A 25,767-nucleotide genomic window follows, 5' to 3' on the forward strand; every position below is an offset into this window, starting at 1 on the left:
GGGCCATGAGCTGCATCCGTTCGGGCATGCGGCTCCTGACTGGGCGAAGGCGGGGCGGCGCCTAGCTCCGGCGTATCGAGAGCCGGTACTCGCCCAGCTGCACGACGTCGCCTGAGCGGAGTTCCGCTGGGACTCCAGGCTCAACCGCCAGCGCGCCGTGCGCATTCCCGCCGGGGAAGAGGGCGACGCCGTTCGTGGAGTTCAGGTCGTCGACGTAGAGGCGCTCGCCGTCGGCCCAGAAGCGCGCGTGCGTCTTCGACATGGTCTGCGTGATGTCGGGGACCGCGGAGACGGAGGCGTCGGGGAATCGATCCTGCGAGGGGTTTCGACCGATGACGACTGGCCCGTAGATGGGGACGCTGACGCCGTCGGCGAGGACGACCACCCACTCGGGCAGAGGCTGCTCGGCGCTGGCGCCCGGGGAGTCGTGGCCCGGCTGATCGAGCCTCGTCTCGGACGCGTGCGCCGCGCCGGTGAGCCCGGCCGGAGATTCGAGCGAGAGACCAGGCTGCGGGGTGCCGCCGAACGGGGCCGCGCTGGGGGCCGCGGACGGCGCCGCGAGCTGGTCGCTTGTCCACGGCGCTGCTGGCGCGTGCGCCGACGGCGAATGGTCGGGAAGCGAGGGCTGCTGCGGGGAGAGCCTCGGCCGTGGCGCTGGCATCGGGGGAAGCGGGTACTCGTCGTCGAGCTCAGCGCGCAGCCAGTCGTCGGCTGGCGCTTCCTGCGCCCCGCCGTTCGCTGCCGACGGCGGCGACCATTCGGGCCGACCCGACGTGTTCGCTGCCTCAGGCATGATCGCGCCCTGCCCGATCAGCCCGGGCGGCACCCCGATGAACCCAGAATGTTCCACGGGGCCATGATACGGGGCGTGGGGCGCGGCGGAACGTGAAGAGTCCACGCAGGCGGCGCCAGAAGCCGACGGACCCCCTCGCCTCGGCGACGGCGGCGTCCGCGTCAGCCCACAGCGAGGCCAGGTCCTCGTCGCTCACGGGGTCGTCGCCGAACACGGCCCGGTCGCTTCGGTCGGCGAGCGGGACGAGCGAGGGATGCACGGCGCCAGCGGTCTGGATCCGGGTCGCTCGGAGCGGAATCGGGTAGCCGAGCTCGGCGAAGCGGTCGATGCTGTCGCTCCACGCCCCGGCCGCGCGCCGGTCGGGGCTGCCCTCCCGGAGCCGCCGGCTCCGCCGCCTGCGCTTGAGGAGCGCGACGGCGATCAGTGGGACGAGGAACAGCGCGAGGGGGACGGCGAGGGAGATGCCGAGCGTGAGCGCCCAGGCAGGCCACGTCTCCTCGTCATCGGGTTCCTCCTCCTGTCGTCGCTCGTCGGCGCTCGTGAGGAGCTCGTCTGGCTTCTCCTGCGTCTGCGGGGGCTGACGCACCTGCGCCTTCGGCTTGGACTGCGGGTCGGTGGTCGTGTTGACGGGCACGTCGGTCTGCTCCGGCGTCGGGTCGAACGCGACCCAGCCGAAGCCCTCGAACGGCACCTCGACCCAGGCGGTGACATCGGAGCCTCGCACCTCGGTGGTGCCGTCTGCCGAGATCTGCTCCGGCGCGTAGCCCATGACGACCCTGGCGGGGAACCCGAGCTGGCGGGCCATGATCGCCATCGCGGACGCGTACTGCTCCTGGTCGCCGACGAGGTAGCGGAGGTCGAAGAGCTCCTGCATGCGGTCGAGCCCGTGTCCGGCGCGCGATGGCACGGAGTCGCTCGCCGTGCCGTGGCTGAAGAAGCCCTCGGCGATGAGCGCGTTCTCGATGGCCTTGAGCTGCAGGTATGGGGAGGTCTCGCCGGCGACGTAGCTCTGCATCCGCTCGACGAGGGCGGCGGGCGCCGACGGCATCGCGGGATAGTCGAGGTCGAGGACTGCCGCATTGTCGAGCTGCCCCTCGATGGGAAGGTCCTGGACGAGCGCGGAGATCTGGTAGCTGTCGCCATCGCGGAGCCCGGAGGTGATGAGCCCTCCCCCGGTTCTGGCGTTGTAGCGGAAGTCACCGCTGCGGTCCGGCAGGCTGCCGCCTGCGAGATTCACGTCGGTGGGGATGCCGACGCTCGGCAGCCAGATGTCGGAGTAGTCGCGGATGGTGACGTCGATCGATCGCTCGGAGGATGACGTCAGCGGGGGGTCGCTCGGGACGACTCGACCGGAGAGGTTGTAGCTGCCGGTCGAGGCGAGCGTCGCGGCGGGGTCGGCGATCTGCCAGGACTTGCCCGAGTAGCTCTCCAGCGTCGCGAGGCGCACCCGGTCTCCCCCTTCGAGACCGGTCACGTCGAACAGCGTCGAGTCAGGTCTGAGCTTCGAGTACTCGCGGAATCCGGCGAGTGGGCTCGTGTGCGAGAGCGGGTCGAACGGCGGCGTGACTTGCTCGCGCGCCACCACGCGCTGCTCGGCGACGGTCGCGGAGGCGACGTAGCCGCCCGCGGTCGTGATGACGGCGGCGACGAGGACGATCACGGCGGTGCCGAGCGCACGGGAGCGCGCGAGGGCTCGCCTCGCCCCAGTCGACGCGATGTTGCCGAGGCCGCGGCGCCAGCTGAGCCAGACGAGCGCGATGACGGCGAAGGCACCGCCGCGCAGCACGCCGGCGACGCTGTCCTCGGTGCCGACGAAGATGGCGCTCGCGAGGACCGCCAGGGGGCCGAGGAGCGCGAGGCTCGGTGGCCAGATCGCCCCAGGCCGCTTCGGGGCGACCCACAGCAGCAGGATCATGGCGACGAGGGAGGTGACGGCCGCCGCGAAGTACGGGAGCACCGCGAGGTAGGCGGGGGCGAGGAGCGGGGTGGAGAGCGTCACGGCGTCGCGCCAGGCGAAGACCGGGGCGCGCGCGAGGTCGGCGAGGGTCGAGAAGCTCGGCAGCACTCCCGCGAAGGCAGCCTGCGGCAGCGCGAAGGCGGTGCCGAGCAGGAAGTAGGCCGCGGTGGCGACGAGGAGGGTGTTGAGCCGAGTGAGGTCGAGCCAGCGCGCGAGGATCGCTGATCCGATGCCGACGATCAGGCCGCCCGCGACCGCGAGCAGGAACCAGGCGCCGCCGAAGGCGGGCGCGAAGCCGAGCGAGGCGAGCAGCGTCAGGACCGCGATGACCAAGGCGTCGATGAGGGTGCGCGACTCCAGGCCAGGGCGGAGGTGTCCGCGTGCCGCCTGGCCGCGTCCTGCCCTGCCCGGCCGTGTTCTGCCCGGCCGCGTCCTGCCAGCCCCCGTCCTGCCCCGTTCGGCCGGCCGCGGAGCTGTCTCCTCTCCGAGGGCCCCGCCCGACGCGGCCGCCGTCACGCGCGCACCCGCGTCTCGCGGACCAGGCGCGGCAGGTCGTCGAGCTCCGGCACCGTGCAGACGACGGTCTCGCGCAGCCGCGTGCGACTCGCGGGGTGCCCGATGGCGCAGCGGAAGACGACGAGGGTCACGTCCGCCGCGTACACGGACTGCAGCTGCCCGAGCTGGGCATCCGTCGTGGCGCTTCCGCAGACCAGGAACACGATGCTCGCCTGCGGGAGGCGTCTGACGCTGAGCGCGATGAAGTCGCGGAGGGAAGGTGAGCTCGCCGTCCACGCCTCGAGCCTGCTGCTCCCGTCAAGCATCGACGAGACCGCTCGGGTGGGCAGACGGCCGCTCTGCGTGAGGGCGCTCACGGCGACGCCCGAGCTGATGAGCTCCTGCGTGAGGGACGCGAGCACCTCGACGGCGAGCTCGAACTCGTCCTCCGAGGCGTAGGCGGCGGCCTCGAGGGTCTGCAGCACGTTGGCCTGCGAGCGCCGCGTCTCCTGGAACTGCCGGACCATGAGGAGACCCGTGCGCGCGCTGGTTCGCCAGTGGATGTTCCTCCGGTCGTCGCCGGACTCGTAGGGCCGCAGCGCGTGGAACGCGAGGTCGTCGTCGGTGATGCGCTCCCCCGTCACGCCCTCGAGGTCGCGGAGCAGCCCGGCGACCTGGGCGGTGAGGCGAACCGTCCGGGGGTGCACGAACAGCTCGAGCACCCCGGTCCACCTGGTCGACCGCTCGAGGAGCCCGAGCGGGTCTCCGCGCAGCGACCTGGCAGGTCCGGCCTCGATGACGGCCCTCCGGCTCGTCGGCACGGCGAAGAGGTCCTCGTGCGTCTCGTCCGGCGCGAGTTGCGGAACGCTGAACTCGGCCGTCGCGTGCCCGACCGGCAACGCGAGGCGGGTGGGCAGCACGCGGCGCTCGCCGAGGTTCGTGACCTGCAGCCGACCGAGGGCTCGGTCTCCGACGCGCACTCGCCGGGGCTCGAGCTCGACCTGCACGCCGAAGCTCTCGCGCCCGATCGTGAAGGGCACCGCGGCGGCGAAGACCCCGACGAGGACTCCCCCGATGCCGATGAGCTCAAGCCAGCCGAAGGCGGTTCCGCCGACGAGGAGCACGACACCGGCGACGAGCACGATCCACCCGAGCGGCGTGACGCACCTGATGGCGTCGCCGATCGTGAGGCGGTCGCGCTCGGCGAACTCGACCTCAGCATCGGTGGAGACGTGCCCCTCGGTCATCAGGCGGCTCGGTGCTGGGGAGGTTCGACCTCGATGAGGCAGCGGTCGATGACCTGATCCGGGGTCGTGCCGGAGAACTCCGCCTCGGGGTCGAGGATCAGCCGGTGCGCGAGCACGGGATGTGCGAGGTCGCGCACGTCGTCGGGCACGACGTAGCGGCGACCGTGCGCGAGCGCCCAGGCCTTGACGGCGCGCGCGAGCGCAAGCGCGCCGCGGACGGAGACGCCGACGAGCACGTCGCGGTCGGCGCGCGTGGCGGTGACGATCTCCGACACGTACGCCATGATCGACTCGTCGACGTGCACCTCGGCGGCGAGCTCCTGCATGACGACGACGTTCTCGGCGTGGAGGATCGCGGGCACGCTGTCGGCGCGCTGCCGGTTGCCCGCGTCCATGAGCAGCCGCACGGTGCTCGCGTGGTCGGGGTAGCCGAGGGACGTCTTCATGAGGAAGCGGTCGAGCTGCGCCTCAGGGAGCTTGTAGGTGCCCGCCTGCTCGACGGGGTTCTGCGTGGCGATGACGAGGAACGGCACGGGAACGGGATGCGGGGTGCCGTCGACCGTGACCCGCCCCTCTTCCATGACCTCGAGGAGGGCCGACTGTGTCTTCGGCGAGGCGCGGTTGATCTCGTCGGCGAGCACGATCGAGGCGAAGATCGGGCCGGGGTGGAACTCGAAGGCGCGCGTGCCCTGATCGAAGATCGTGACGCCCGTGACGTCGGAGGGCAGCAGATCCGGGGTGAACTGCACGCGGCTGTTGCTGCCGTCGATGGTCTTCGCGAGCGCCTTGGCGAGCACCGTCTTGCCGGTGCCAGGCACGTCCTCGAGGAGGAGGTGGCCCTGGCTGAAGAGGGTCGTGAGCGTGAGCTCGACGACGTGTCGCTTGCCGACAACCGCCTGCTCGATGTTGGTCGTCAGACGCTCGAAGGCGTCCTGGAACCAGGCGGCCTGCTCTTCGGTCACGGTCATGCTGGCTCCTCTTCGCGACGCTCGTGCGCGCCGGCTCTCTCGATTGTCTGCTCGACCACCGACATCGTTGCTACCACGAGTCGAGGGGCTTCTTGCTTCTGGCGACCTCCGCACCGTTCAGGTACACGACCACGGTGTACCCGCCGAGGCTGCCCTGGCACTTCTCGAGCACAGTGCCCGACTCGCCGTTGATCGCGGCCCCGCTCACGTTCGTCTGCGTACCGACGAGCTTGTCTTCCCCGGACTTCGCCTTGCTGTAGCACTCGACGGTGTAGGGCGCGTCGGAGAAGTCCTGGCCCTTGATGACGAAGCTGCGGACCTCGTCGGGCTTGCCAGAGACCTTCTTGCCGCCGATGACCTCGACGCTCATGCGCGCCGTGTAGTTCAGGTTGCCGATAACGGGGTCCGTCGAGGTGGAGACACCGGCCTCGTTCTTCGCGGCGACCGAGACCTTCACTGGCGTGGAGGAGAACTTCGGCACCTGGATGCCCGTGATGGCGAACGAGAGCTGCGTCGCGGGCACGCTCGTGGTGGTCGGCGACTGCGCGCCGACCTGCACGGTCACGTCGTAGCCGCTGAGACCACCACCGCTCGCAGTCGGTTCAGCCCACTCCGCCGTGAGGGTGCCGGTGAGCTCCCCCGGCGGAGTCTGGCCGTCGGCGACCTTCAGATCCTGCGGGGCCTGCGGGAGGTTGATGGGCTTGGCGCTGGTCGAGCTCGCGGGAAGCCCGTAGCCGAGGGAGTTCAGGGCGCGGACCGTCGCCGTGTAGTCATTGCCAAGGACGAGGCCGTCATCTTCCGTGAACGTGACGCCGTAGACGTCGCCGGCCGTCGTCTTGGTGAAGACTGCACCGCCGCCCGTGAGCGTCACCTCGTACCCGGTGATCTCCGGCCCGTTGGAGACGGCGCCAGACCAGTTCACGGCGAGCGTCCCCAGGGCGCCGCCCTTCCTGAGCGACACATCGCTCGGGGCGCCTGGGACGTCCTGGACCTCGACGGTCGCGAGCCCGGTCGTCTCCCGGAGCGGGTCGCCCGTCTGGTCTCCGATGCGGTAGCTGATGGTGATGGTGCCGATGAAGTTCGTCGCCGGCGCCACTCGCAGCTGCCCGTCGACGCGCGAGACGGTCGCTTCGGTGGCGGAGCCCGCGACCTCGCTCGCGGAGATGAGCGTCAGCGGGGACTCGGGGAACGGGTTGAAGTCGTTGGCGGTGACATCCACCATGACGGGCCCGTTGCGGCGGGCGAGCTGCTCGTCCGGAACGGCGCGCGGCAGCGGCTTGGAGGTGGAGACGACGGTCACCGTGACGGTTCCGGTCTGCACGAAGTCGCGGAACGTGTAGGTGATCGTGTACTTGGCGACGGTACCGACCTTCGCGTCCACCCCAGCGGCGACCTTGACGGTGCTGCCGTCGAGACTCGATTGCAGCTCGCCCGTGCCGCCCGTGAGCTTCGAGAACTCCACCTGGGGAACGACGTCCTTGTTCGGGTGGCCGGTAGCGGTGCGGAGGTCGAAGCTCTGCTCGGTGCCCTGCTCGACGGTGAGCTGGGGTGCGACGAAGGTCGGTGCGACGTCGTAGAAGTCGGGGTCGCCGACCGTGATCGGAACGCGGATGGTCGCGATGCCGGCGTTCTGGTCGTCGGCGCTTTCTGCATCTGACACCTGGAAGGTGATGGATGCCGGCCCGCGGAAGCCGGGCTTCGGGGTGAACTTCAGCCTGGTGTCGCTCTCCACGAGCGGGCTGCCGTCGGCCTGCTCGGCCCACACCTGCTCGGGGTTGATGAGCGAGACGCGGTTGCCGGACGGGGCACGCACGAGGTCGTTGACGTCCCACGAGATCGACTCGCCGACCTTCGCCTTCTGGGCGGGGAGGTCAGGAATGAGGAACGGCGACTGGCGCTTGGATTCCTCCGTGATGAGGGCTGGCACCATGATGAAGCCCGCCGCGGTGAGCCCCGTGTCCTCGGCGGTGAGCCGGTAGACGACGATCTGCCGGACGTCGCTGAGCGAGACCGTGACCCGTCCGTCGTCCTCGACGGTCGCGGCTCCCGCGCCGGCCCCCGCGAGGTCGACCGCGAGCTCGCTGACTCTCCCGCCCGGGTTGGTGGCGCCGTCTCGCACGTCGATGCTGAGCGTCTCGGCGCCAGCGAAGTCGTCGAGGCGCACCACGTGGTCGACCGCCGTCGGAGAAAGCGTGGGCGCATCCGCGTTGATCGTGACGTGGATGAAGGCGGCGTCCTGCCCGCCCTGGCCGTTGATGATCGTGTACGGAACGGAGATGAACTCCCCGTCGCTCGGCACCGTGACGATGACGGAGTCGCCGTCGACCTCGGCCTCGAGGCTCGGGTCGACGCCGACGAGCTCGGGCACGAGCTCAAGCGTGTAGCCGTTCGGGTCGGAGTCGTTCTTCAGCACGGGGACCGCGATGCGCAGGCCCGGCTTGGCGCGCACGTTGTCGTCGACCGCGATCGGGGGCGCTGTCGCGGCGGGACGGGCGACGACGCCGACCCTGATCGTGCCCTCGGCGCGCTGGCCGTACCCGTCGACGACCTCGTACCGCAGCACGTCGGTGCCCGTGGCTCCAGGGAACGCCTCGTAGACGAAGGAGGTCTGCGTGACCTCGCTCACGGAGCCCAGCGTCGGAACGTCGACGAGCTGCGTGAGCTCGACCGAGTCGCCGTCTGGGTCGATGCCGTCGAGCGGCACCTCGATGCGCACGCTCGCGCCCTCGAAGACCCTGGCGGTGTCGACGCCGGGTGCCGGCGGCCGGTTGCTCGACTCGTCGGGCGCCGTCACCTGGAAGGACACGGTCGCCCCCGCCTGCTCGCCGTGCTCGTCGACGACGGTGTAGCCGAGCGAGTAGGTGCCGGGCTCGGACGGGGCCTGGAGGCGGACGTCGTCGCCGGACACGAAGGCGTAGCCGTCTCCGACCTGCACGGTGCTGAGGGCGGGCGAGAGGGACATCTGCGCCTCGTCGGGGTGGGAGTCGTTCTCGAGCACGGAGACGCTCGTGTAGTCGCCGGCGCGCACGCGCCTCGTGTCGTCGACGGCGACGGGCGGCTCGTGCGTCACGGCGGGCTCGACCGGGACGACGACGATGTAGCCGACCGACGTCGATGCGCCGTCGGTGATCGTGTACGGGAGCTCGATGGACTGCTGGATCGCGGACTGCGAAGAGAGGCGCACGATCGTGTTGTCGATGAGTTCGACGGCGAGGCCTGCTCTGCGGGCATCGTCGGTGGTCTCCACGCTCTGCACGGATAGCACGCCCGTTCCGGTGGACACGTCGTTGCCGAGCACGTTCACGACGTTCGATTGGCCAGGGCGGAGGTAGGCGAGGTCGCGCACCGCGGTCACCTGCGCCGCGCCCTCGACGGGCTCCTCGACGTCGAAGCGGATGATGCCGACCGACGTGGCCGCCCCCGCCGAGACCGTGTACTGCACGTAGGCGGTCATGGCGCTCGCCGAGGTGAAGGTGACGGTGCCGAGGTCGGGGTTGAAGCTCGCGCCTCCCGTGTTGGTGCCGAGCTCGGCGATCTCGACGAGCTCGAGCGCCTGACCGTTGGGAGAGAGGTCGTTCACGAGCGGCTGCGCCGTGATGGAGTCGCCGATGACTCCGCGCGCGAAGTCCGGCGTGCCGATCGGCCCGAGCGTGCCGGGCGCCTCGACGCGGATGCGCAGCTCGCCGGCCACCTGCGCGGTGCCGTCCGAGACGAGGTACGGCACGACCCGCTCCCCCAGCTCTGCGCTGACGGCGGTGAAGGTGATGCGTCCGTCCGGCGTGAAGCTGACGGTGTCGCCGACGGGAGCGGTGGCGCCCTGGAGGAAGACGGGGTCGCCCTCCGGGTCCGTCCAGTCGGGCATCACGTTGTAGGAGATCTTCTGGCCAGCCTCGACCGCCACGGCGCTCGTGCGGTTCGTCGTCGGGGCCTGGTTCTCCGCATCGGCCGGCTGGATGCGGATCGTGACCCGTGCCTCCGCCACGCCTCCCGGCCTGCCGTCCGAGGCCGTGTACGTGAGCGTCTGCTCGCCCGATGCTCCCTCCGTGGCGCGGAACTGCAGGGCCCGGCCGTCGTCGATGACGCGCAGCTCGCCGAACGATGGCGGCGGGTCTGCGGAGAGACCGGTGATCGTGAGGATGTCGCCGTCGACGTCCGAGTCGTTGTCGAGGACCGTGAGGTAGGCGGTCGATCCGGCCCGGACCCCGTAGGAGTCGTCGACGAGCTCGGGCGGGGTGTTCTCCTCGCCACGCTCGGCGAGGGTCGCCTCGAACGATTCCTCGGTGGCCTCGTTCTCGCCCTCCGTGCCGTCGGTGTCCTCCGGCGGGACGAGCTCGTTCCAGTTCTCGACCAGGCGCATGTTCTCCTGCGGCAGCCACACCTGGCCCGTGGCGACGTCGTTGAGCGCGACGACGTTGCGGTTGACGCGGTACAGGAGCTCGCCGAGGGGCGGCGTCGACATGGACTGCACGCTCGGCTGCTCGTCACCGCACGCGATCATCGTGACGGCGGCCTGCGCCCAGGCGGCGTGCGCGCAGCCCGCGACCACGGCGGGGCGCGCCGTGCCCTGGGCGGTCGCCAGCGAGCCGTCGATGCCCGCCGGGGCCGCAGCGGCCTCGCCACCGCCGAGCGGCACGCGCAGGATCCCGTCGCCGGTCGCGAGCACCACATCGGGGGACGCCGCACCCTGGAGCTGCACGCGCAGCGCGCTCTCCGGCACCCCACGGGCCTGCCCGTCGACGAGGAGCGCACGTGCGGCGGTGTCGAACACCACCGGCTGCTCGCCGACGGCAGTGAGCTCGTAGTCGACGGGGGCTCCCGCGAGCGGCTCCCAGAGCTGCTCACCGCCGATGCCCTCCATGCGCAGGATCTGCTGCTGCTCCGGTGCGACGGCGAGCACCGTGCCGAGCGAGGTCACGAGGACCTGGGCGTCGGCGCCGAGCTCCGCCACCGGCTCCGCGGTCGCGGCGTCGAACGCGAGCGGCTGCGTGGCGTCGATGAGCCAGAGCCGTCCCGTGGCCGGGTCGAGGAGCGCCAGGACGCCACCCCCGTAGGAGCTGCGACTGCCCGCGGGCGTCAGGATGCTCTCACGCAGGTCGGTGAGAGCCGGGTCGACGCGGCCGAGCGAGCCGCTGGTCTGGTCATGCAGGAAGACGGTGTCGCCGTCCTGCAGGATGCCGACATCCGCCGTCACGAGGCTCACGCTCGCGTCGAGCTCCTGGATCTGCGCGTTGAGCCGGCCTGCTCGGAGGTCCGAGCTGTTCGACACCCAGACGTCGCTGCTCTCCAGCTCGACCTCGGCCGCGGCGAAGCCCTCGTGGAGGAGGGCGAAGAGCAGGGGCGTGCCGATGAGGAGCGCCATGACAAGCGCCATCGCGAGCTGCCGGCGGCTTCGCGGGGTCGGCGCTGTTCGGCGCATGCGTACCCACCCCCAGCAGAGCTCGTCAGTGCCTCACCTCGGAGCGCACGAGACTTCATTGTGCACGAGGACTCGATGCCAGCGCGACAGGGAGTGCTGCCCGTGCCCCGGCGAGAGCGACGGCGTGCGTCTGCCCGCCGAGTGCCGTCAGCGCCGGTCGAGCGTGTCCAGATCGTCCGGCGTCACCAGGCGAGTCGAGATGGCGTACTCGACGAGACGCGCTCGCCGGTTCGAGGCGAGCTTGCTACGGCCGCCGCGCAGCCCGGAGACTCCGAACTTGTCGAGCTTGTCGCACACGTTGTCGAGCTTGCGGTTGAACGTCGGGAGCGTCCAGCCCAGGCGAGCCGCCGCGTCCGCCGAGCTCGGGATGACCCCGCGCCCTGGAACGGCGTTGCGCAGGACATCTTCTGCGAGGGCGAGGATCAGCTCGCGCTGCGACTCGGTGAGGTGGATGACCGCCTGCGTCGTGTTGCCGGACGGCGACATGTTCACGTGCGAGGTGTTGTAGAAGTCGGACGCGGAGTGGATCGCGAAATCGTAGGTCGTCGATCCCGCCGTGAACATGACCTGCATGTGCTGGAACACGACCGGGAGCTTGGCGCCCGGCGAGAGCCACGACTGCACCTGGCCGGAGTCGTCCGTGACCGTCGCGGAGAGCACGGAGCCAACGTTCGAGAGCCACCACATGCCGAACTCCGCCTGGAGCACCAAGAACTGGCGGTGCAGGTACGGGTTCTCGTCGATCACGAGGTCGGCGTCTCGACCGATCGTGAAGGGGTCCGCGGGGTTCAACTCGTACCACTCGCCGACGAACTCGACGCGAAGCGGCCCGAGCGGGGGCACCTGGCTCACGATTCGCTCATCGGAATCCGGAATCTCGATGGACTCTTCCGGAGCCTCGTTCGCTTCCGCGGCAGAGGTGTACTTGCTCTCACTCATGACACCATCATGGCGGATCGGCGAGGTCATTGCGGATAGCAGACTTCGAGCGGCTCGGAGCTGACCTTCCCGCCGCGGCGGATCTCGACCTCGATGCACGTCACGGCGCCATCCTGCACGTTGGGAACGACGACCGAGGTCTCACTTGTCGTCGCCCCTTCCTTGCTGCCCTCGCCGAGTCTCCAGTAGTAGACGTCACCCGGCTGCGGGTCGGGGTTCGACCAGGAGAAGGTGACGGATCCGTCGGGGCTGCGGACGGCGACGGGGGCAACGAGCACTGGGGGGAAGCCGCCAGACTGGATGGAGACGGGGGTCGTCGTCGCACGGCCGATCTCCTCGTCTGCGGGGGTGAGCATCCAGGAGATCGCCGCGACGATGCCGATCACGAGCACGAGCCCTCCGGCGATGACGCCGACGAGTCCGTTCCTGGAGAGCTTCCTCGAAGAGGCGGCTGCGTTCGCCGCGCGCTCGCGGGCAAGCTCGTCTGCCCTCGACGCGGGCGCGTCGATGGTGCTGCCGGACGAGGCTCCGAACGTCCGAGCAGGGGCGGCGGGCACGGCGTCCGCGCGACCGGGGGTCGTGATGGGCCGAGCCGTCGTCGGACCCGAGTCGTCGCTCGGCGCTCCTCCGGTGTGCTCCGTCTCGCGGGGCCGCCTGCCGGTGCGGGGTCCGCTGGCCGTCTCGTACCTCGCGGCGAACCCGCCCCGAGACTGCTGAGCCGCGACCCTGACCACGGCGCGCGCCGAGGTCAGCTCGGCCTTGCTGGCGCGGGCCCCCTCGTGCACCTGGGCGTTGATGAGGGAGACGGGCCGCAGGCTCGTCGCGTCCGCATCGCCGCCGCCGGTCGCGGCCGTCGCCGAGATCGTCATGTTGGGCACGTCGATCGCGGTCGGTGCGTAGTTGAGCTCCAGCTCGACGCGCTGCAGCGCGTAGGCGAACTCGACCGCGCTCTGGTACCGGTGGGCAGGGTTGCGGGCCATTGCCTTGTGCAGGACGCTCACGAGCGACCGGGGCACGTCGCCGCGGAGGATCGGCGAGATGGCACCGCGCTCGATGCGGGAGATGAGGTCGAGCGTCGTGTTCCGCTCACCGGGGCGCTCGAAGGGAGTGTGGCCGGCGATGAGCGAGTAGATGGTCGCGCCCAGCGAGAACACCTCGCTGCGCACGTCGGGCTTGGGCTCGTCCTCGAACATCTCGGGCGGCGACCAGGGCACGGACAGGCCGCCACCGCCGGCGGGGGGCGCCTCGACGAGGTCATCCGCCTCGGCGAGCTCGTCGTCGACGGCGGACGAGATGCCGAAGTCGGTGAGAGCGGGCCAGCCGAAGTCATTCGTGAGGATGTTCGCTGGCTTCACGTCTCGGTGCAGGATGCCGACGGTGTGCGCCGTCGCGACGGCGCTCGAGATGCGCACGCCCGTGCGCAGGGCCTCCTCGACGGGGATCTGCTCGCGCTTGTAGCGTTCCGAGAGGCTGAGCCCGGATGCGAACTCCATGACGAAGTAGGGACGCCCATCGCCCGCCACATCCGCCTGGAAGATCGTGACGATGTACGGGTGCGACGACATCTGCGCCATCAGATTGGCCTCACCGATGAACGCCTGCCTGCTGGTCTCGCCGAGGTCGTCGCCGCCGAGGAGCACCTTCACGGCGACGAGGCGCCTGGGGAACTGCTGCTCGTAGAGGAAGACGTCGGAGAACCCGCCGGAACCTAAGTGCTTTCGGTAGAGGTAGCCAGGGATCTCGGGCGGCTCGGCTGGGGATCGCCGCTGCCCTGCCACGGCTAGCGCCTCGCTGTCATGGCGAGGTTCCGCACAGTGAGGAAGACCCCGCTCCCGAGGTCGATGACCGTGTCCGGCATGACCGCGGTCGGCTCCCCCGCGCGCAGGCGCTGCGGGCCGCGCCCAGGCATGACGACGTCGGTCCCGTTGCGGGAGTGGAGGTCGGTGACGACGATGACGCCGCCCTCGACGGTGAGGAGCACGTGGTTGCGTGAGATGTCGGTGGCGCCCGTCAGCTTGACGTGGCGAGGGAGGACGCCGCCTATCTGCTCCGCCCCCATGCTGGGCGCCCTTCCGAGCACGAGCGGCCCCGAGAGGTCGACGGTGGCTCCCGTGGACAGCTCGACGATGTACGACGCCTCTCCCCCGCCCGCGCGCTGCTCTGGCGGGTTCGGCGCAGCTGACGCCTCGGACGGGACGTCGACGGCGTGCTGCTGCCGCCGCTGGTCGGCGGCGTGGGCGGTGAGGGAGGCGAGGTCCGCCTCCGGGCGCGTCTCGGAGGAGATCGCCTGAACGAGCACGGTGTCGCCGAGGTCCCCACCGCGTGCGGCGGACTCGTGGCGGTGGGCATCGTCGACGCGGAGGTCTCGGAGGGAGCCGCCGACGATCGTGAGGCCGTCGTGCTCCCCGACCTCGTCGAGTGCCTCCGGAGCATGGAGCGCCTCCGTGCCCGCAGGGGCCGCAGGAGCCGCCGGCTGCTCGGCGCCGCCCTCGTGGAACTCCTGGCGGGCGGCGCTGCGCGCTGAGGCCTCCTGTCGGATACGGCTCGCCTCGGCGCTGAGGATCGTGCGGCCATCGTGCTCCCCAACCTGATCCGCAGTGACGTCCGGGTCGAGGATCGGCACGGGGAAGGTCTGGACGTCACGGATCGGTGACCGGTCGCGGATCGGTGACTGGTCGCGAATCGGTGACTGGTCGAGGTTCGGCAGCTCGTCACGGTCGAGTCGCGGCGCATCGACGTCGTCGTCGGAGCCGGGTGTCGTCGTGGCCTCGGGCGGCAGATCGAGGATGGTCGCCTCGGAGAGGGCGTCGCTGCTGTGCCCGCTGTCGCCGATGTGCCTGCTCTCTTCGCCGTCTGGACCTGAAGCCGGGTCCGCGTCCGGACCGTCGGTGCCGAGCGAGTCGAGGGCCCGCGAGTGCAGGTTCGGCGTGTCGAGATCCGGGTCCGGGGCGACGACCGTCTCCGATCCCACGCCCACGGGAGCACGCGTCTCGGAGATCTCCTCGTCGCAGTCGGCGAAGAGCAGCTGGATCGGGACCTGGTCGAGTCCCCGCCGATCGTTCTCCACCGTGACCTCGACGCCTCGCGCCGACGGCAGGAGCACCTCGACCCACGTCGATGCCTCCCCCGCGCTGATGACGGCCGGTCGGATGCCGACGTGCGGTCCGCTCGACAGCTCCTCGACGCGCAGGGGGCCTCGCGCGAAGGCACGCAGCCCGTTCCCCTCGCGCGTCAAGTAGACGAACGGGGCGACCTCGCTGAGCGGTCCTGTGCCGATGATGGCGGCGAAGACCTTGTCGAACGAGAGGGCACCCTCGGCGAACGCGAGGCGCGCGGCCCCGATGGTCCCGGTCCCCTCGCAGGCGTCACGAGGCTCGGGGCTCGACTCCGCGGGGGTCGACGGGGCGGGCGGCCGCATCAGGAGGAGGGCATGCCGACGCTGGCGGAAGACCACCGGAGCTTCTGCCTCGACCTCGTGGGGTGCCTCGGTCATGGTTACCTCGGCGTCGTGTCTTCGAAGGTGTCGTCGGTGGCCGGGGCGGCGATCGGCCCCGTCGTGACGGGCGGGGTCACCGATGCCTGGTCGGCGTTCGCGTACTCGGAGTCGATGACGACGACGCTCACGTTGTCTCGTCCGCCGACTTCGACGGCCGTCTGCACGAGCGTCTCCGCGAGGGTCAGCTCCGGTTCCGGATCGGAGTGGTACTCGAGCATGACCTGCGAGATCTGCTCGTCACTGAGCTCCTTCGTGAGTCCGTCCGAGCAGACGAGGAAGACCTGATGGCCGTGCACGGGCATGAGCCAGATGTCGGCCTCGACGTCGCTCTCGGAGCCGACCGCGCGCGTGATGACGTTCCGGTCGGGGTGGATGAGCGCATCCGCTGCCGAGATGAGGCCCATGGCGACCATCTCCTGCACGGCGGAGTGGTCGACGGTCACCTGCACGAGCGCGCGACCGTTCCAGCCGTACACGCGGGAGTCGCCGACGTTGAAGATCATCCAGTGCAGCAGCTCGGCGCCGAGGTCGGCGAGGTCGACGAGGGCGATGCCGGACAGCGTGGTTCCCGCCACGGCGCCTGGCCCGTCGGCTTCGGTCACGAGGTCCTGGACGGCCCGATTGGCGCGGTCGATGGTGCGCAGCACGCGGTCCGGGGTCGCCGGCTCCTCGACCTGGAACTCCTCGTCGAAGGTCGCGACGACGGTCTGGCTCGCGCGGTCGCCGTAGGCGTGACCGCCCATTCCGTCGGCGACGAAGAAGACGGGCATGCGCGCCAGGACGGAGTCCTCGTTCACCTGGCGCACGCTTCCGACGTCGCTGGCGGCGCTCACGCGCAGCGCGACGGCTTCCTCCGCGCGTGCGTACGACGAAGCCAGTTCAGTATTCACAAATAGCACCTCTGGAACTCTGCCCGGGTGGCCTGCCCCGAAGGCACACCTTGTACGCGTAGATCGCGCGTGCGTCCATTGTGGCATTGCGGGGGCGCTGCTGCGAGACCGGCCCGCGACACCGTCGGACTCTCACACCCCGTCCAGGATCGTGCCGAGCCGGTCGAGGCGGATGCGGCGCGTCACGCCGAGCCGTCCCAGGAAGCGCTCATCGTGGCTCACGACGAGCAGCGCGCCACGGTAGTCGCGTAGCGCGTCGACGAGCTGCGCCGTCGACTCCCGGTCGAGGTTGTTGGTGGGTTCATCGAACAGCAGGAGCTGCGCGGGCGGGGTGGCGAGCAGCAGGCGCACGAGAGAGACCCGGAAGCGCTCGCCGCCTGAGAGCGAGGAGACGGGCCTGTCGACGACGGCGCCTCGCAGCAGGAACCGCGCGAGCTGGGCGCGGAGCTCCTGGGCGGCGGTCTCGGGGGCGGAGCGCTGCAAGTTCTCGAGGACGCTCGCGGCGTCGTCCAGCCCGTCGAGGCGCTGGCGCAGGTATCCGACTCGGCCCGTGGACGCCGTGACCCACGCTCCCCCTCGGGTCTCGATGCGCTCGCCGCCGGCACCGGCACCGCCACCGCCACTACCGCCGGCACCGCCGAGCGACCGCGCCGACGCGGCGACCGCGTCGAGGAGCGTCGTCTTTCCGGAGCCGTTCGGACCCGTCAGCGCGATGCGCTCCGGGCCCATGATGACCAGCCGCCCCGCGGCCTCGGGCCGCGCGGGATCGGGCCGCGCAGGATCGGCGTGCGACGGTCCGGGCTCCGTCGGTTCGGCGCGCGCGGGGTCAGCGCGCGCCCCCAGCTCGAGCGTCACGAGGCGGCGGGAGGTCGCGACATCCGGGTCCGGGAGGTGGATGCGGATGCTCGCGTCGTCCCGAACTCGCCCTTCGGCGAGCTCCACGGCCGCCTCGGCCCCCGCGAGGCGCGAGTCGTGCTGGCTCCGGAGCCTCCCGGCCGAGACCTGGGCTCGCGCCTTCTGCCCGTTGAGGAGGATCTTCGGCGCGCGCTTGTTGGCCTGGGCCTTCTTCCCCGCGCGGAGGCTGCTCGCGATCTTCACCTCAGCGTCGCGGCGATCGCGCTGCTCCGATCTCAGGGCGCTCTCCGCGGATCGGAGCGCCTGCGCGGCCGCCGCCTGCTCGCGTTCGAGCTGCAGCAGGTAGGCGCTGTACCCGCCGCCCGTCACCGCCAGCGCACCGCCTCTCAACTCGGCGATCTGGTCGACGTGCTCGAGCAGCTCCTCGTCGTGGCTTGCGATGACCAGCGTGCCTCGCCACGATTCGACGAGCGCCGCGAGGCGCTGCCGCGCATCCCGGTCGAGATTGTTGCTCGGCTCGTCCAGCAGCACGATGGGGGACCTGCCGAGGCGGAGCCCGGCGATGGCGACGAGCATCGCCTCGCCGCCGGAGAGGCCGCCGAGGGTGCGGGTGAGCATCTCCTCGTCGAGCCCGATGCCGCGCAGCTCGGCCGCGGCGAGCGTCTCGATGTCCCAGTCGTCACCGAGCACGTCGTAGTCGGCGGGGTCGACAGAGCCGCCCTCGATGGCGCGGAGGGCGGCGATCTTGCGATCGACGCCGAGGAGCGCGGTGACGGGAAGCTCCGTGTCGAGGGTCAGCTGCTGCGGCAGGTAGGCCACGTCCGCATCAGCTCGGACCGCGCCTCCCGTCGGCACCAGTTCTCCCGCGAGCAGGCGCAGCAGCGTCGACTTGCCGCTGCCGTTTCGGCCCACGAGGCCGGTTCGGCCGGGCGGGAAGGCCCCGGTGAGCGCATCGATGGCCGGGGACCCGTCCGGCCAGCTCAGGCTGAGGTGGTCGAACGAGAGTGGGTGGTTGTTCTTCGGTGTCGGCTGAGACACGGTGCTCCCTGAAAGTTCAGTGCGCGCACTGACACCGGGAGCCTCAGGAGGTGGGTTCGACGGGCGTCAGCGCACGGAGTGCGGTGCGGGGGCGTCGAGGATCTTCACCGGCCTGCCAATCTTCGGGGACAAGAACGCAGAGACTTTAGCACCGGACGCCGAAAACCGACTGAAGTACGCAGAGCCCGGTGAAGCACACAGCGCCGGTGAAGCACATAGACCCGGTGAAGCACATAGACCCGGTGAAGCACATAGAGCTCGGCCGGAATGCACGAAGCCCGGTGCGAGATAATTCTCGAACCGGGCTTGTGTTGGTGATCCCAGCGGGATTCGAACCCGCGCTGCCGCCGTGAGAGGGCGGTGTCCTAGGCCGCTAAACGATGGGACCGTTTTGGCAACTCGGATATTCTGGCACACCGGGGAACGGCAAAGCAAATCGGGTTTTCGGAGTCGGCGCGTCGCCCGCCATTCCGGGCCACACTCCCGACCAGAATCCTCGCCAGCCCCGGGCCGCACTGCCGGTCGATGACCCATGGAACGGGCCACCCGTCGAGGAGTCCGTCAGTCACGAGTTGCTAGCGTTGCACCTCGTCTGGGCCTGCACGGGGCCGCTGCCATCAAGGGGGAACATGCGCCTCACCAAGCTCGAGCACGCCGCACTCTCGATCGAGAAGAGCGGCTCGCGTCTCTTCATCGATCCGGGCAAGTTCACGACCCCGATCACGGAGGCCGCCGGGACGGTCGCCATCGTCATCACGCACGAGCACGACGACCACTGGACGCCGGAGCAGCTGACGCGCATCCTGTCTCGGAATCCGCGGACGCCCATCTTCACGACGCCGTCCGCTGCGGAGAAGATCATCGCGGCAGACCTCCCCGACATCGGCGAGGTCATCGATGTCGCTGCCGGGGAATCGGTGCTGGTCGGGGGGTTCGACCTGCAGTTCTTCGGCGGCGAGCACGCCATCATCCACAGCTCGATCCCCCGCATCGAGAACATCGGCGTGCTCGTGGAACGCGGCGCCCTCTACTACGGCGGCGATGCCTACGTCGCGCCGGAGGGAGTCGACATCGACGTGCTCGCGGTCTGCGCGAACGCGCCGTGGATGCGCCTCGCCGAGTCGATGGACTACGTCGAGCGGGTGCGCCCCAAGCGAGTGCTGCCCGTGCACGAGATGCTGCTGGCCAAGGTCGGCAAGGCGCTCGCGGTCACGCGTCTGCGCGAATCCGCCGATCGGGTCGGTGCGAACCTCATCGACCTGCAGCCGTTCGAGACACTCGAGCTCGACTGACGCCCGGCCGCGCTGACGCTGACGCTGACGCTGACGCTGGCGTGCCAGCTGGCCTGACAGGGCGGCCGAGCCGGGCCACCCGGGCACCCCTGGCCGGGCCACCTGGCGGGCCAACGTCAGTGCTCGCGGAGCACGTCAGTGCTCGCGGAGCACGTCAGTGATCGCGGAGCACGTCAGTGATCGCGGAGCATGTCAATGCTCGCGGAGCAGGTCAATGAGCTCGCTCTTGCGCTTGCCGGAGTACCCGGTCAGCTCGAGCTCCCTGGCCCGCTTCCGCAGCTCGTCGACGGTCCAATCCTCGTAGGAGCCGGCTTCCCCGCCCTTCTTGCCGACCTCGCTTCGCCCCTTCCGGGCGGCTGCGTTCGAGATCCTGGCGGCTTTCTGCTTCGAGTTGCCCTCGTCGCGCAGTTTCTCGTAGAGCTCCTCATCCTTCAAGCTCGGCTGGCTGTCGGCGCCGGATTTCTTCTTGGCCATCGGCTGTTCCTCTCGCTCGTGAGCTGACGCTCGCCCTGTGCTCGTGCCCGCTCGATCGCGGTGCCCGCTCAGAGGTTCTTGCCGCCCGTGACGGCGATGATGGCGCCCGTTGTGTAGCTGGCTTCGTCGGACGCGAGGTAGACGTAGGCGCCTGCGAGCTCGGCGGGCTGGCCGGCGCGCCCGAGTGGCGTGTCCTGCCCGAAGCTCGCGAGCTTCTCCTCGTCCCACCCGGTGGCCGGGATGAGCGGCGTCCAGACGGGACCGGGGGCGACGGCGTTGACGCGCACGCCCTTCGGCCCGAACTCCTTGGCCATGGACTCGGTGAGCGAGACGAGGGCCGCCTTCGTCATGGCGTAGTCGAAGAGCCCCTCGCTCGGCTCGTACCCCTGCACCGACGAGGAGAAGATGACGGAGGCGCCGGGCGGGAGGTGCGACTCCGCTGCTCGGAGCGTGTAGATGGGCGCCTCGAGGTTGGTCGCGATCACGCGCCTGATCTCGTCGGTTGGGGTGTCGCCGATGCTCGTGCGGTCACGCTGGTAAGCGGCGTTGAGGACCAGCAGGTCGATGCCTCCGAAGGCGGCGACGGTCGCGTGGACGATCTCGGCGCAGTACTGCTCGTTGCGCAGGTCACCCGGCAGGAGGAGGCCGGTCTCCCCCGCCTCGTTGATGAGGCGCGCCGTCTCCTGCGCGTCGGCTTCCTCCTCGGGCAGGTACGAGATCGCGACCTTGGCGCCCTCCCGGGCGTAGGCGATGGCGACGGCGCGGCCGATCCCGGAGTCTCCCCCGGTGATGAGCGCGCGGCGCCCCTTGAGCCTGCCGTGGCCGGTGTAGCTCCGCTCGCCGTGGTCGGGGGCCGGCGTGGTCTCGCCCGTGAGTCCGGGCTGCTGCTGCCCCTGGCCGGGGAATCCGCCTTCGCGGAAGAGGGTGCGGGGGTCGGTGAGTGCGGTCATCGTGCGCCTCCGTGGGGTCGGTTGTGCGTCGTGACTGGCGGGAGGCTCTCGTGGCGAGCTGTGCCCCCGGCCGGGACTGAACCAACGCTATGGACCGAACGTGGGCATTCACTGACCAGCGGGTGCATGCGCTCTCAGCTTCCTCCGCGGCGCATGCCCCAGGTTCCCGCGCGTCTACCGCGTGCGCCGCACCCCGAACGCGACGAGCGCCGCGCATCCGCAAGCCAGGACCGCCACCGCGACGAGGAGCGGGAGCATGCCGAAGGTCGGGGCGAGGGCGGAGAGGATGGCGGGCAGCGCGAAGCCGATGTAGGTGAGCGCGTAGTAGAGGCCGGTGAGTCCCGCGAGGTTGCGGCCGCCGGCCATCGCCTGCACCTCGACGAGCCCCGTGAGCATGCAGACGCCATAGGCACCGCCGAGGAGCACGCCGGCGGCGCAGGCGACGAGCGGCGACTGGACGGCGACGTTGGCGGCGACGAGGAGGGTGCCGATGGCGAGGAGCCCGAGCCCCACCGAACCGGAGGCCCCGCCGACGCGGGCGGCGATTCGGGGCACGCTCGGCTGAATGAGGAAGCCGACAGTGAGCGACACGAGCGTGAGGAGCGCTGCGAAGGCGATCTCGAGGCCCCCGAGCCGCTCGACGACGATCGCGGGCGACACGGCGAAGGCCAGCGCCGGAGCCGCGAACACCCACGGCGCCATGGGCACCACGACGGTGAAGAAGCGCCGACGATGCTCGGGCGCGATGACCACATCCACCAGCGGGCGACGCTCATGCTCCCTTCCCTGCGGGTGAGATCGATCGCCAGCGGTCTCGACGCCGCGAGCCAGCGCGACGGCCGCGACGCTCGTCAGAACGAGCTGCACCACGTAGGGCGTGATCGTGGGCCACGGGGCCCACTGGGCGAGCACTCCGGCGGCGACCGCGCCGAGAAGGAAGCCCGCCGTGATGGTGAGGGATGCGCGTCTGGCGGTGACGGCTGGCGGCACGGTGCCCGTCGAGAGCTCGCGGATCCACGTGGTTCCGACGACCATCGCGACGGCCACGGAGACGCCGGAGAGGAGGCGCCCGATCATCATGGCGGTGGGGCTCGCGCTGCCGAGGGCGAGGACGACCGCGGCGGCCACGCTCAGGGCCACGGAGACCACCATGAGGGGCTTTCTCCCGAAGCGGTCGGAGAGGGAGCCGGCGATGAGGAACCCGGGAATCAGCCCGATGATGTACGCGCCGAAGAACAGGTCGACCTGCAGGGCGGAGTAGCCCTCGACCTTCCGGTAGAGCAGCAGGAGCGGGGTGAACTGGTTGCCACCCCACGCCATCATGAGCACGGCAGGCGCGGCGGCGAGCCACGACCGCCTGTCACGCTCGGCAGGCGCGGCCGTCGGCTCGGTCATCCCTTGAGCACCTTCATCGTGAAGTGCGAGGTCACCCGGTGGACGCCGGGGAGTCGCCACATCTTCTCGCGGAGCAGCTTCTCAAAGCTCTCGAGGTCGGCCACCTCGACGCGGATGGCGTAGTCGGGCGAGCCGAACATGCGGCGAACCTCGGTGACCTCGTCGAGCTCGACGGCCTGCGACTCGAACGCCTCCACCGTGGTGTGCGCCTGGCTCGTGAGGTCGACGTCGATGAGCACCTTGAAGGCGCGTCCGACCCTGTCGGGGTTCACCTCGGCGTGGTAGCCGAGAAGGACCCCATCCTCCTCGAGGCGGCGAACTCGGCGCAGGCAGGGCGCCGGGGTGAGCCCCACGCGCTGCGCGAGTTCAGCGTTCGTCAGTCTGGCGTTTCCCTGCAGTTCGCGCACGATTGCGCGATCGATGGTGTCCACACTTGATTATTGCCGAATATGGCACTGGGAGGCACGCATCCGCTCTCGGAATGCGCGGCTTCCGTGCCAAGATCTCCGCATGACCACCGCAGATCCAGAAGCGCGCGGCGCCCGCCCGCCGGGATCCGCAGCGCCCCATGCGGGCACTTCCGCGGACTCAGCCGCGGGAGCGCCCGCCAGAGTCCCGGCGACTCGCGGGGAGCGCATCCGGGCCGGACTGAGCGACTCGCTCGCGGCGGGGCTCGGAGTGGTGCCGCTTGGCGTGGCGTTCGGCGTGCTGGTCCTGCAGGCAGGCCTGCCCTGGTGGGTCGCCCCGTCTCTGTCGGTGTTCGTGTACGCGGGTTCGATCGAGCTGCTGCTCGTCGGGCTCATCGCCGCGGGCACCCCCATCGCGACGATGGCCCTCACCACGTTCTTCGTCAACTTCCGGCACGTGTTCTACGCGTTCTCGTTCCCCCTGCACCTCGTGCGTGGCCGGCTCACGCGCCTCTACTCGATCTGGGCGATGACCGACGAGGCCTACGCGATCGTCACGCCCATCCCCCGCGAGCAGCGATCCGCGACGCGGCTGCTGACCCTGCAGCTCGCCCTGCAGACGTACTGGGTCTTCGGGGGCCTGCTCGGGGTGGCGCTCGCGAGCGTTCTCCCCGGCGAGATCAAGGGCCTCGAGTTCTCGCTGTGCGCGCTCTTCACGGTGCTCGCCCTCGACGCGATCCGTTCCCGTGACGACGTGCCGTCGCTCCTCATCGCCGGCCTGAGCGTCTCCTTCGGGTTGCTCTTCGTGCCAGGGGCACCCCTCTTCGCGGCGCTCATCCTCTTCGCCGTCTCGCTGGCGGTGCGCGCGCTCTTCGCCGCGAGACGAGACCGCACGGAGGCATCGGTGCGCGATGTTTGACGTCTGGTGGTTCGTGGGCGCACTCGCGGTGTGCGGCGGCATCACGTTCGGACTCCGCGCCCTGCCGTTCGTCGCACTCAAGCCGCTTCGCGACTCCAAGACGGTTCAGCGACTCTCGGTCTGGATGCCCGCGGGAATCCTCGCGATCCTCGCCGCCGTCACCTTCAGCGACTTCGCGAGCGAGCCGCGCACCGCACTGTGGGCGGCGCTCGCGCTCGCCGTGACGGTGGGCGTGCACCTGGGCTTGGGGCGCAGGACGCTCCTCAGCGTCGGGCTCGGCACGGCGACCTTCGTCGTGCTCGTCAACCTCTTCTAGCGTCTTCCAGCTTTGAGCGTCTTCCAGCTTTTCCGGGACCCTTCCCATTCCTCCGGGACCCTTCCCGTTCCTCCTGGACCCTTCCCGTTTCTCCGAGCCCCTCCTGGCCTCGCCTGGCGCCTTTCTAGCCCTTATGCCCCCTCCTGGCCTCTGGTGACCCCTTCGAGCCGGGCTCGCTCGAGCGAGCACTCCGAGGTCGGCGCTCGCTACCTCGGCTGGCGAGTGTCGTAACTGGACTGGAATGCGCGGTGCCCGTAGCCGTCCTTGAGCATGACGACGAGGGTCGCGGTCACTCCGGCGACGACGATGGTGGCGACGACGATTCCTGTGATGATGAGCGTGATGAGTTCCATGGGGCCACCTCCGTGACGATCGACAAGTGCTGCGGATAAGCACATCCAATCGCCACATTGGCCTGGCCGTCGCGGTCCACTTGGCGCATACTGGACCCATGGAGTCGACATCTGGTTCTCGCATTTCCGCACGCACGCTGCTCTCCTTGGCTGGTGAGCTTCGTGACGACTCGTCCGCCTACGAGGCTCTCGCCGAGCGCATCCGCCTGTTGATCGTCGATGGGCGCATTCCGGTCGGGACGCGCCTGCCCTCGGAGCGCGAGCTGGCTGTGCAGTCCGGGCGCAGTCGCACGACGATCGTGGCCGCCTACCAGTCGCTGCGCGACAGCGGGCATGTGCTGAGCCGGCAGGGTTCGGGGAGCCGGGTGACGCTCCCCCGCCTCGGCAGGCAGGACCACCGCCCGAGTGGCGAGGGGGAGAACTTCGGGGTCGATTTCGCCCGCGCAGTGCCGCCGCCCGTCGAGGGGCTTGCCGAGATCATCGCCGACGCCGCGAGCTCGATGCCGCTTGCGCTCGGCGCCCCCGGGTTCGATCTCCTCGGCACCCTGTCGCTGCGCTCGGCGATCGCCGAGCGCTACACGGCGCGCGGGCTGCCGACGACGCCCGACCAGATCATCGTGACGATGGGCGCCCAGCACGCGATCTCGCTGACGGCCCACACGCTCCTCACGCGCTCGGATCTCGTCCTGGTGGAGTCGCCCACGTATCCGCACGCCTATGAGGCGATGCGCCGCGCGGGTGCTCGACTCATCGCGACTCCGGTGACCACCGGCGGCTGGGAGATCGAGCACCTCATCGAGACGATCGAGCGGATGCGCCCCGCCCTCGCGTACCTCATCCCCGACTTCCACAACCCGACGGGTGCGTCGATGCGGCCGGAAGACCGGGTGCGGGTCACGGAGGCCGCTCGGGCGGCCGGCACGATCCTCGTCGTGGACGAGACGACCGCGGACCTGTCGATCGACCGGCCGTGGGATGACGGCCCGTTCGCTCGTCACGCGCGCGGCGCGTCCCCGTTCTCCGGCTCGGGGGTCGTGACGGTCGGCTCTCTGAGCAAGGCGGCCTGGGCCGGCCTGCGCATCGGCTGGATCCGCGCCGACGCAGCTCTGATCCGTCGCTTCGTGCAGGCGCGTCCGGCCGGCGATCTGGGGACGCCGCAGATCGAGCAGCTCCTCGCGGAGCGTGTCGTGCGGGCACTCCCAGAGCTACTGCCCCGACGCCGCGAGCAGATGCGCCTGCACCGTGACGCCTTGCACGCCGCGTTGAGCCTCCACCTGCCGGAGTGGCACGTGCCGTGGCCCGACGGTGGGCTGTCGATGTGGGTGCACCTCGCGCAGCCGGCGAGCTCCGCGATGACGTCCCTGTCGGAGGCGCGCGGCCTGGCCCTGGTCGCTGGTCCGAAGTTCTCCATCGATGGGAGCCTCGAGCGGTTCCTTCGGGTGCCGTTCACGGCGCCGGTCGCCGATCTGGAGGCGGGCACGCGGATCCTCGCCGAATCCTGGGCGCAACTCTCGGCGCGCGACGTGCGATCAATGGCGGATACGCGTCTGCCTGAGATGGTGTAGTC

19 protein-coding genes and 1 tRNA gene are annotated in these 25,767 nt (G+C 70.4%); 4 read left to right on the forward strand and 16 right to left on the reverse strand.

The window, feature by feature from the left end:
- Positions 1–61: 61 nt before the first annotated feature.
- The 11 genes from ITJ67_RS13295 to ITJ67_RS13345 all read right to left on the reverse strand — a co-directional run bounded on the left by ITJ67_RS13295 (position 62) and on the right by ITJ67_RS13345 (position 18,482).
- Positions 62–850, reverse strand: coding sequence for an FHA domain-containing protein (locus ITJ67_RS13295; RefSeq protein ID WP_194677968.1), 789 nt, complete (start codon positions 848–850; stop codon positions 62–64).
- The gene (locus ITJ67_RS13300; protein ID WP_194677969.1) at positions 786–3,083 is read right to left on the reverse strand and encodes a transglutaminase domain-containing protein; all 2,298 of its coding nucleotides are present in this window, start codon (positions 3,081–3,083) and stop codon (positions 786–788) included. The genes ITJ67_RS13295 and ITJ67_RS13300 overlap by 65 nt, the downstream gene beginning before the upstream one ends.
- Before the next feature lie 179 nt (positions 3,084–3,262).
- Entirely contained in the window at positions 3,263–4,492 is a 1,230-nt protein-coding gene (locus tag ITJ67_RS13305) for a DUF58 domain-containing protein (protein WP_194677970.1), read from the reverse strand.
- Positions 4,492–5,460: an AAA family ATPase gene (locus tag ITJ67_RS13310; protein WP_194677971.1), complete on the reverse strand. Its 969-nt coding sequence runs from the start codon at positions 5,458–5,460 to the stop codon at positions 4,492–4,494. Before ITJ67_RS13310 ends, ITJ67_RS13305 begins: the two co-directional genes overlap by 1 nt.
- Positions 5,461–5,530: 70 nt before the next feature.
- Complete coding sequence (locus ITJ67_RS13315) at positions 5,531–10,876, reverse strand: Ig-like domain-containing protein (protein WP_194677972.1); 5,346 nt, start codon at positions 10,874–10,876, stop codon at positions 5,531–5,533.
- Between the two features lie 147 nt (positions 10,877–11,023).
- On the reverse strand, positions 11,024–11,815 hold the full coding sequence (locus ITJ67_RS13320) for a hypothetical protein (protein WP_228502829.1): 792 nt from the start codon (positions 11,813–11,815) through the stop codon (positions 11,024–11,026).
- Between the two features lie 26 nt (positions 11,816–11,841).
- Positions 11,842–13,593: a serine/threonine-protein kinase gene (locus ITJ67_RS13325; RefSeq protein ID WP_194677973.1), complete on the reverse strand. Its 1,752-nt coding sequence runs from the start codon at positions 13,591–13,593 to the stop codon at positions 11,842–11,844.
- A gap of 2 nt (positions 13,594–13,595) precedes the next feature.
- Positions 13,596–15,308 (reverse strand): FHA domain-containing protein, encoded by a 1,713-nt coding sequence (locus ITJ67_RS19760; RefSeq protein WP_228502832.1) that lies wholly within the window; start codon positions 15,306–15,308, stop codon positions 13,596–13,598.
- A 2-nt stretch (positions 15,309–15,310) separates the two neighbouring features.
- A complete protein-coding gene (locus ITJ67_RS13335) occupies positions 15,311–16,201 on the reverse strand; it encodes a PP2C family protein-serine/threonine phosphatase (protein ID WP_323741463.1) in 891 nt (296 codons plus the stop codon).
- A 132-nt stretch (positions 16,202–16,333) separates the two neighbouring features.
- Positions 16,334–18,094 carry an ABC-F family ATP-binding cassette domain-containing protein gene (locus ITJ67_RS13340; RefSeq protein ID WP_194677975.1) on the reverse strand — a complete coding sequence of 587 codons (1,761 nt, stop codon included), beginning with the start codon at positions 18,092–18,094 and terminating at the stop codon, positions 16,334–16,336.
- A gap of 312 nt (positions 18,095–18,406) precedes the next feature.
- Positions 18,407–18,482: transfer RNA gene (locus tag ITJ67_RS13345), tRNA-Glu, on the reverse strand.
- 241 nt (positions 18,483–18,723) lie between these two features.
- Here ITJ67_RS13345 and ITJ67_RS13350 point away from each other — a divergent pair.
- Complete coding sequence (locus ITJ67_RS13350) at positions 18,724–19,386, forward strand: MBL fold metallo-hydrolase (RefSeq protein WP_194677976.1); 663 nt, start codon at positions 18,724–18,726, stop codon at positions 19,384–19,386.
- A 192-nt stretch (positions 19,387–19,578) separates the two neighbouring features.
- Here the strand turns inward: ITJ67_RS13350 and ITJ67_RS13355 are convergent, their stop codons facing one another.
- The 4 genes from ITJ67_RS13355 to ITJ67_RS13370 all read right to left on the reverse strand — a co-directional run bounded on the left by ITJ67_RS13355 (position 19,579) and on the right by ITJ67_RS13370 (position 22,636).
- The gene (locus ITJ67_RS13355; protein ID WP_160072573.1) at positions 19,579–19,860 is read right to left on the reverse strand and encodes a Rho termination factor N-terminal domain-containing protein; all 282 of its coding nucleotides are present in this window, start codon (positions 19,858–19,860) and stop codon (positions 19,579–19,581) included.
- 68 nt (positions 19,861–19,928) lie between these two features.
- Positions 19,929–20,810: an SDR family oxidoreductase gene (locus ITJ67_RS13360; RefSeq protein WP_194677977.1), complete on the reverse strand. Its 882-nt coding sequence runs from the start codon at positions 20,808–20,810 to the stop codon at positions 19,929–19,931.
- Positions 20,811–20,984: 174 nt separating this feature from the next.
- Positions 20,985–22,205, reverse strand: a complete 1,221-nt coding sequence (locus ITJ67_RS13365) for an MFS transporter (protein WP_160072577.1) — start codon at positions 22,203–22,205, stop codon at positions 20,985–20,987.
- Positions 22,202–22,636, reverse strand: a complete 435-nt coding sequence (locus tag ITJ67_RS13370; RefSeq protein WP_104330679.1) for an Lrp/AsnC family transcriptional regulator — start codon at positions 22,634–22,636, stop codon at positions 22,202–22,204. Before ITJ67_RS13370 ends, ITJ67_RS13365 begins: the two co-directional genes overlap by 4 nt.
- A gap of 79 nt (positions 22,637–22,715) precedes the next feature.
- On the opposite strand from ITJ67_RS13370, the gene ITJ67_RS13375 reads away from it, so the two are divergent.
- Both ITJ67_RS13375 and ITJ67_RS13380 read left to right on the forward strand, forming a co-directional pair.
- Positions 22,716–23,531, forward strand: coding sequence for an AzlC family ABC transporter permease (locus ITJ67_RS13375; RefSeq protein ID WP_194677978.1), 816 nt, complete (start codon positions 22,716–22,718; stop codon positions 23,529–23,531).
- Positions 23,524–23,847 (forward strand): branched-chain amino acid transporter permease, encoded by a 324-nt coding sequence (locus ITJ67_RS13380; RefSeq protein WP_160072581.1) that lies wholly within the window; start codon positions 23,524–23,526, stop codon positions 23,845–23,847. Before ITJ67_RS13375 ends, ITJ67_RS13380 begins: the two co-directional genes overlap by 8 nt.
- Positions 23,848–24,053: 206 nt before the next feature.
- On the opposite strand, the gene ITJ67_RS13385 is transcribed toward ITJ67_RS13380, so the two are convergent.
- A complete protein-coding gene (locus ITJ67_RS13385; RefSeq protein WP_160072583.1) occupies positions 24,054–24,200 on the reverse strand; it encodes a hypothetical protein in 147 nt (48 codons plus the stop codon).
- Positions 24,201–24,298: 98 nt separating this feature from the next.
- On the opposite strand from ITJ67_RS13385, the gene ITJ67_RS13390 reads away from it, so the two are divergent.
- Positions 24,299–25,765: a PLP-dependent aminotransferase family protein gene (locus ITJ67_RS13390; protein ID WP_160072585.1), complete on the forward strand. Its 1,467-nt coding sequence runs from the start codon at positions 24,299–24,301 to the stop codon at positions 25,763–25,765.
- The last annotated feature ends 2 nt before the right edge of the window (positions 25,766–25,767 follow it).

The sequence above is a fragment of the Pseudoclavibacter sp. VKM Ac-2867 genome (assembly GCF_015351275.1).
Classification (GTDB): domain Bacteria; phylum Actinomycetota; class Actinomycetes; order Actinomycetales; family Microbacteriaceae; genus Pseudoclavibacter.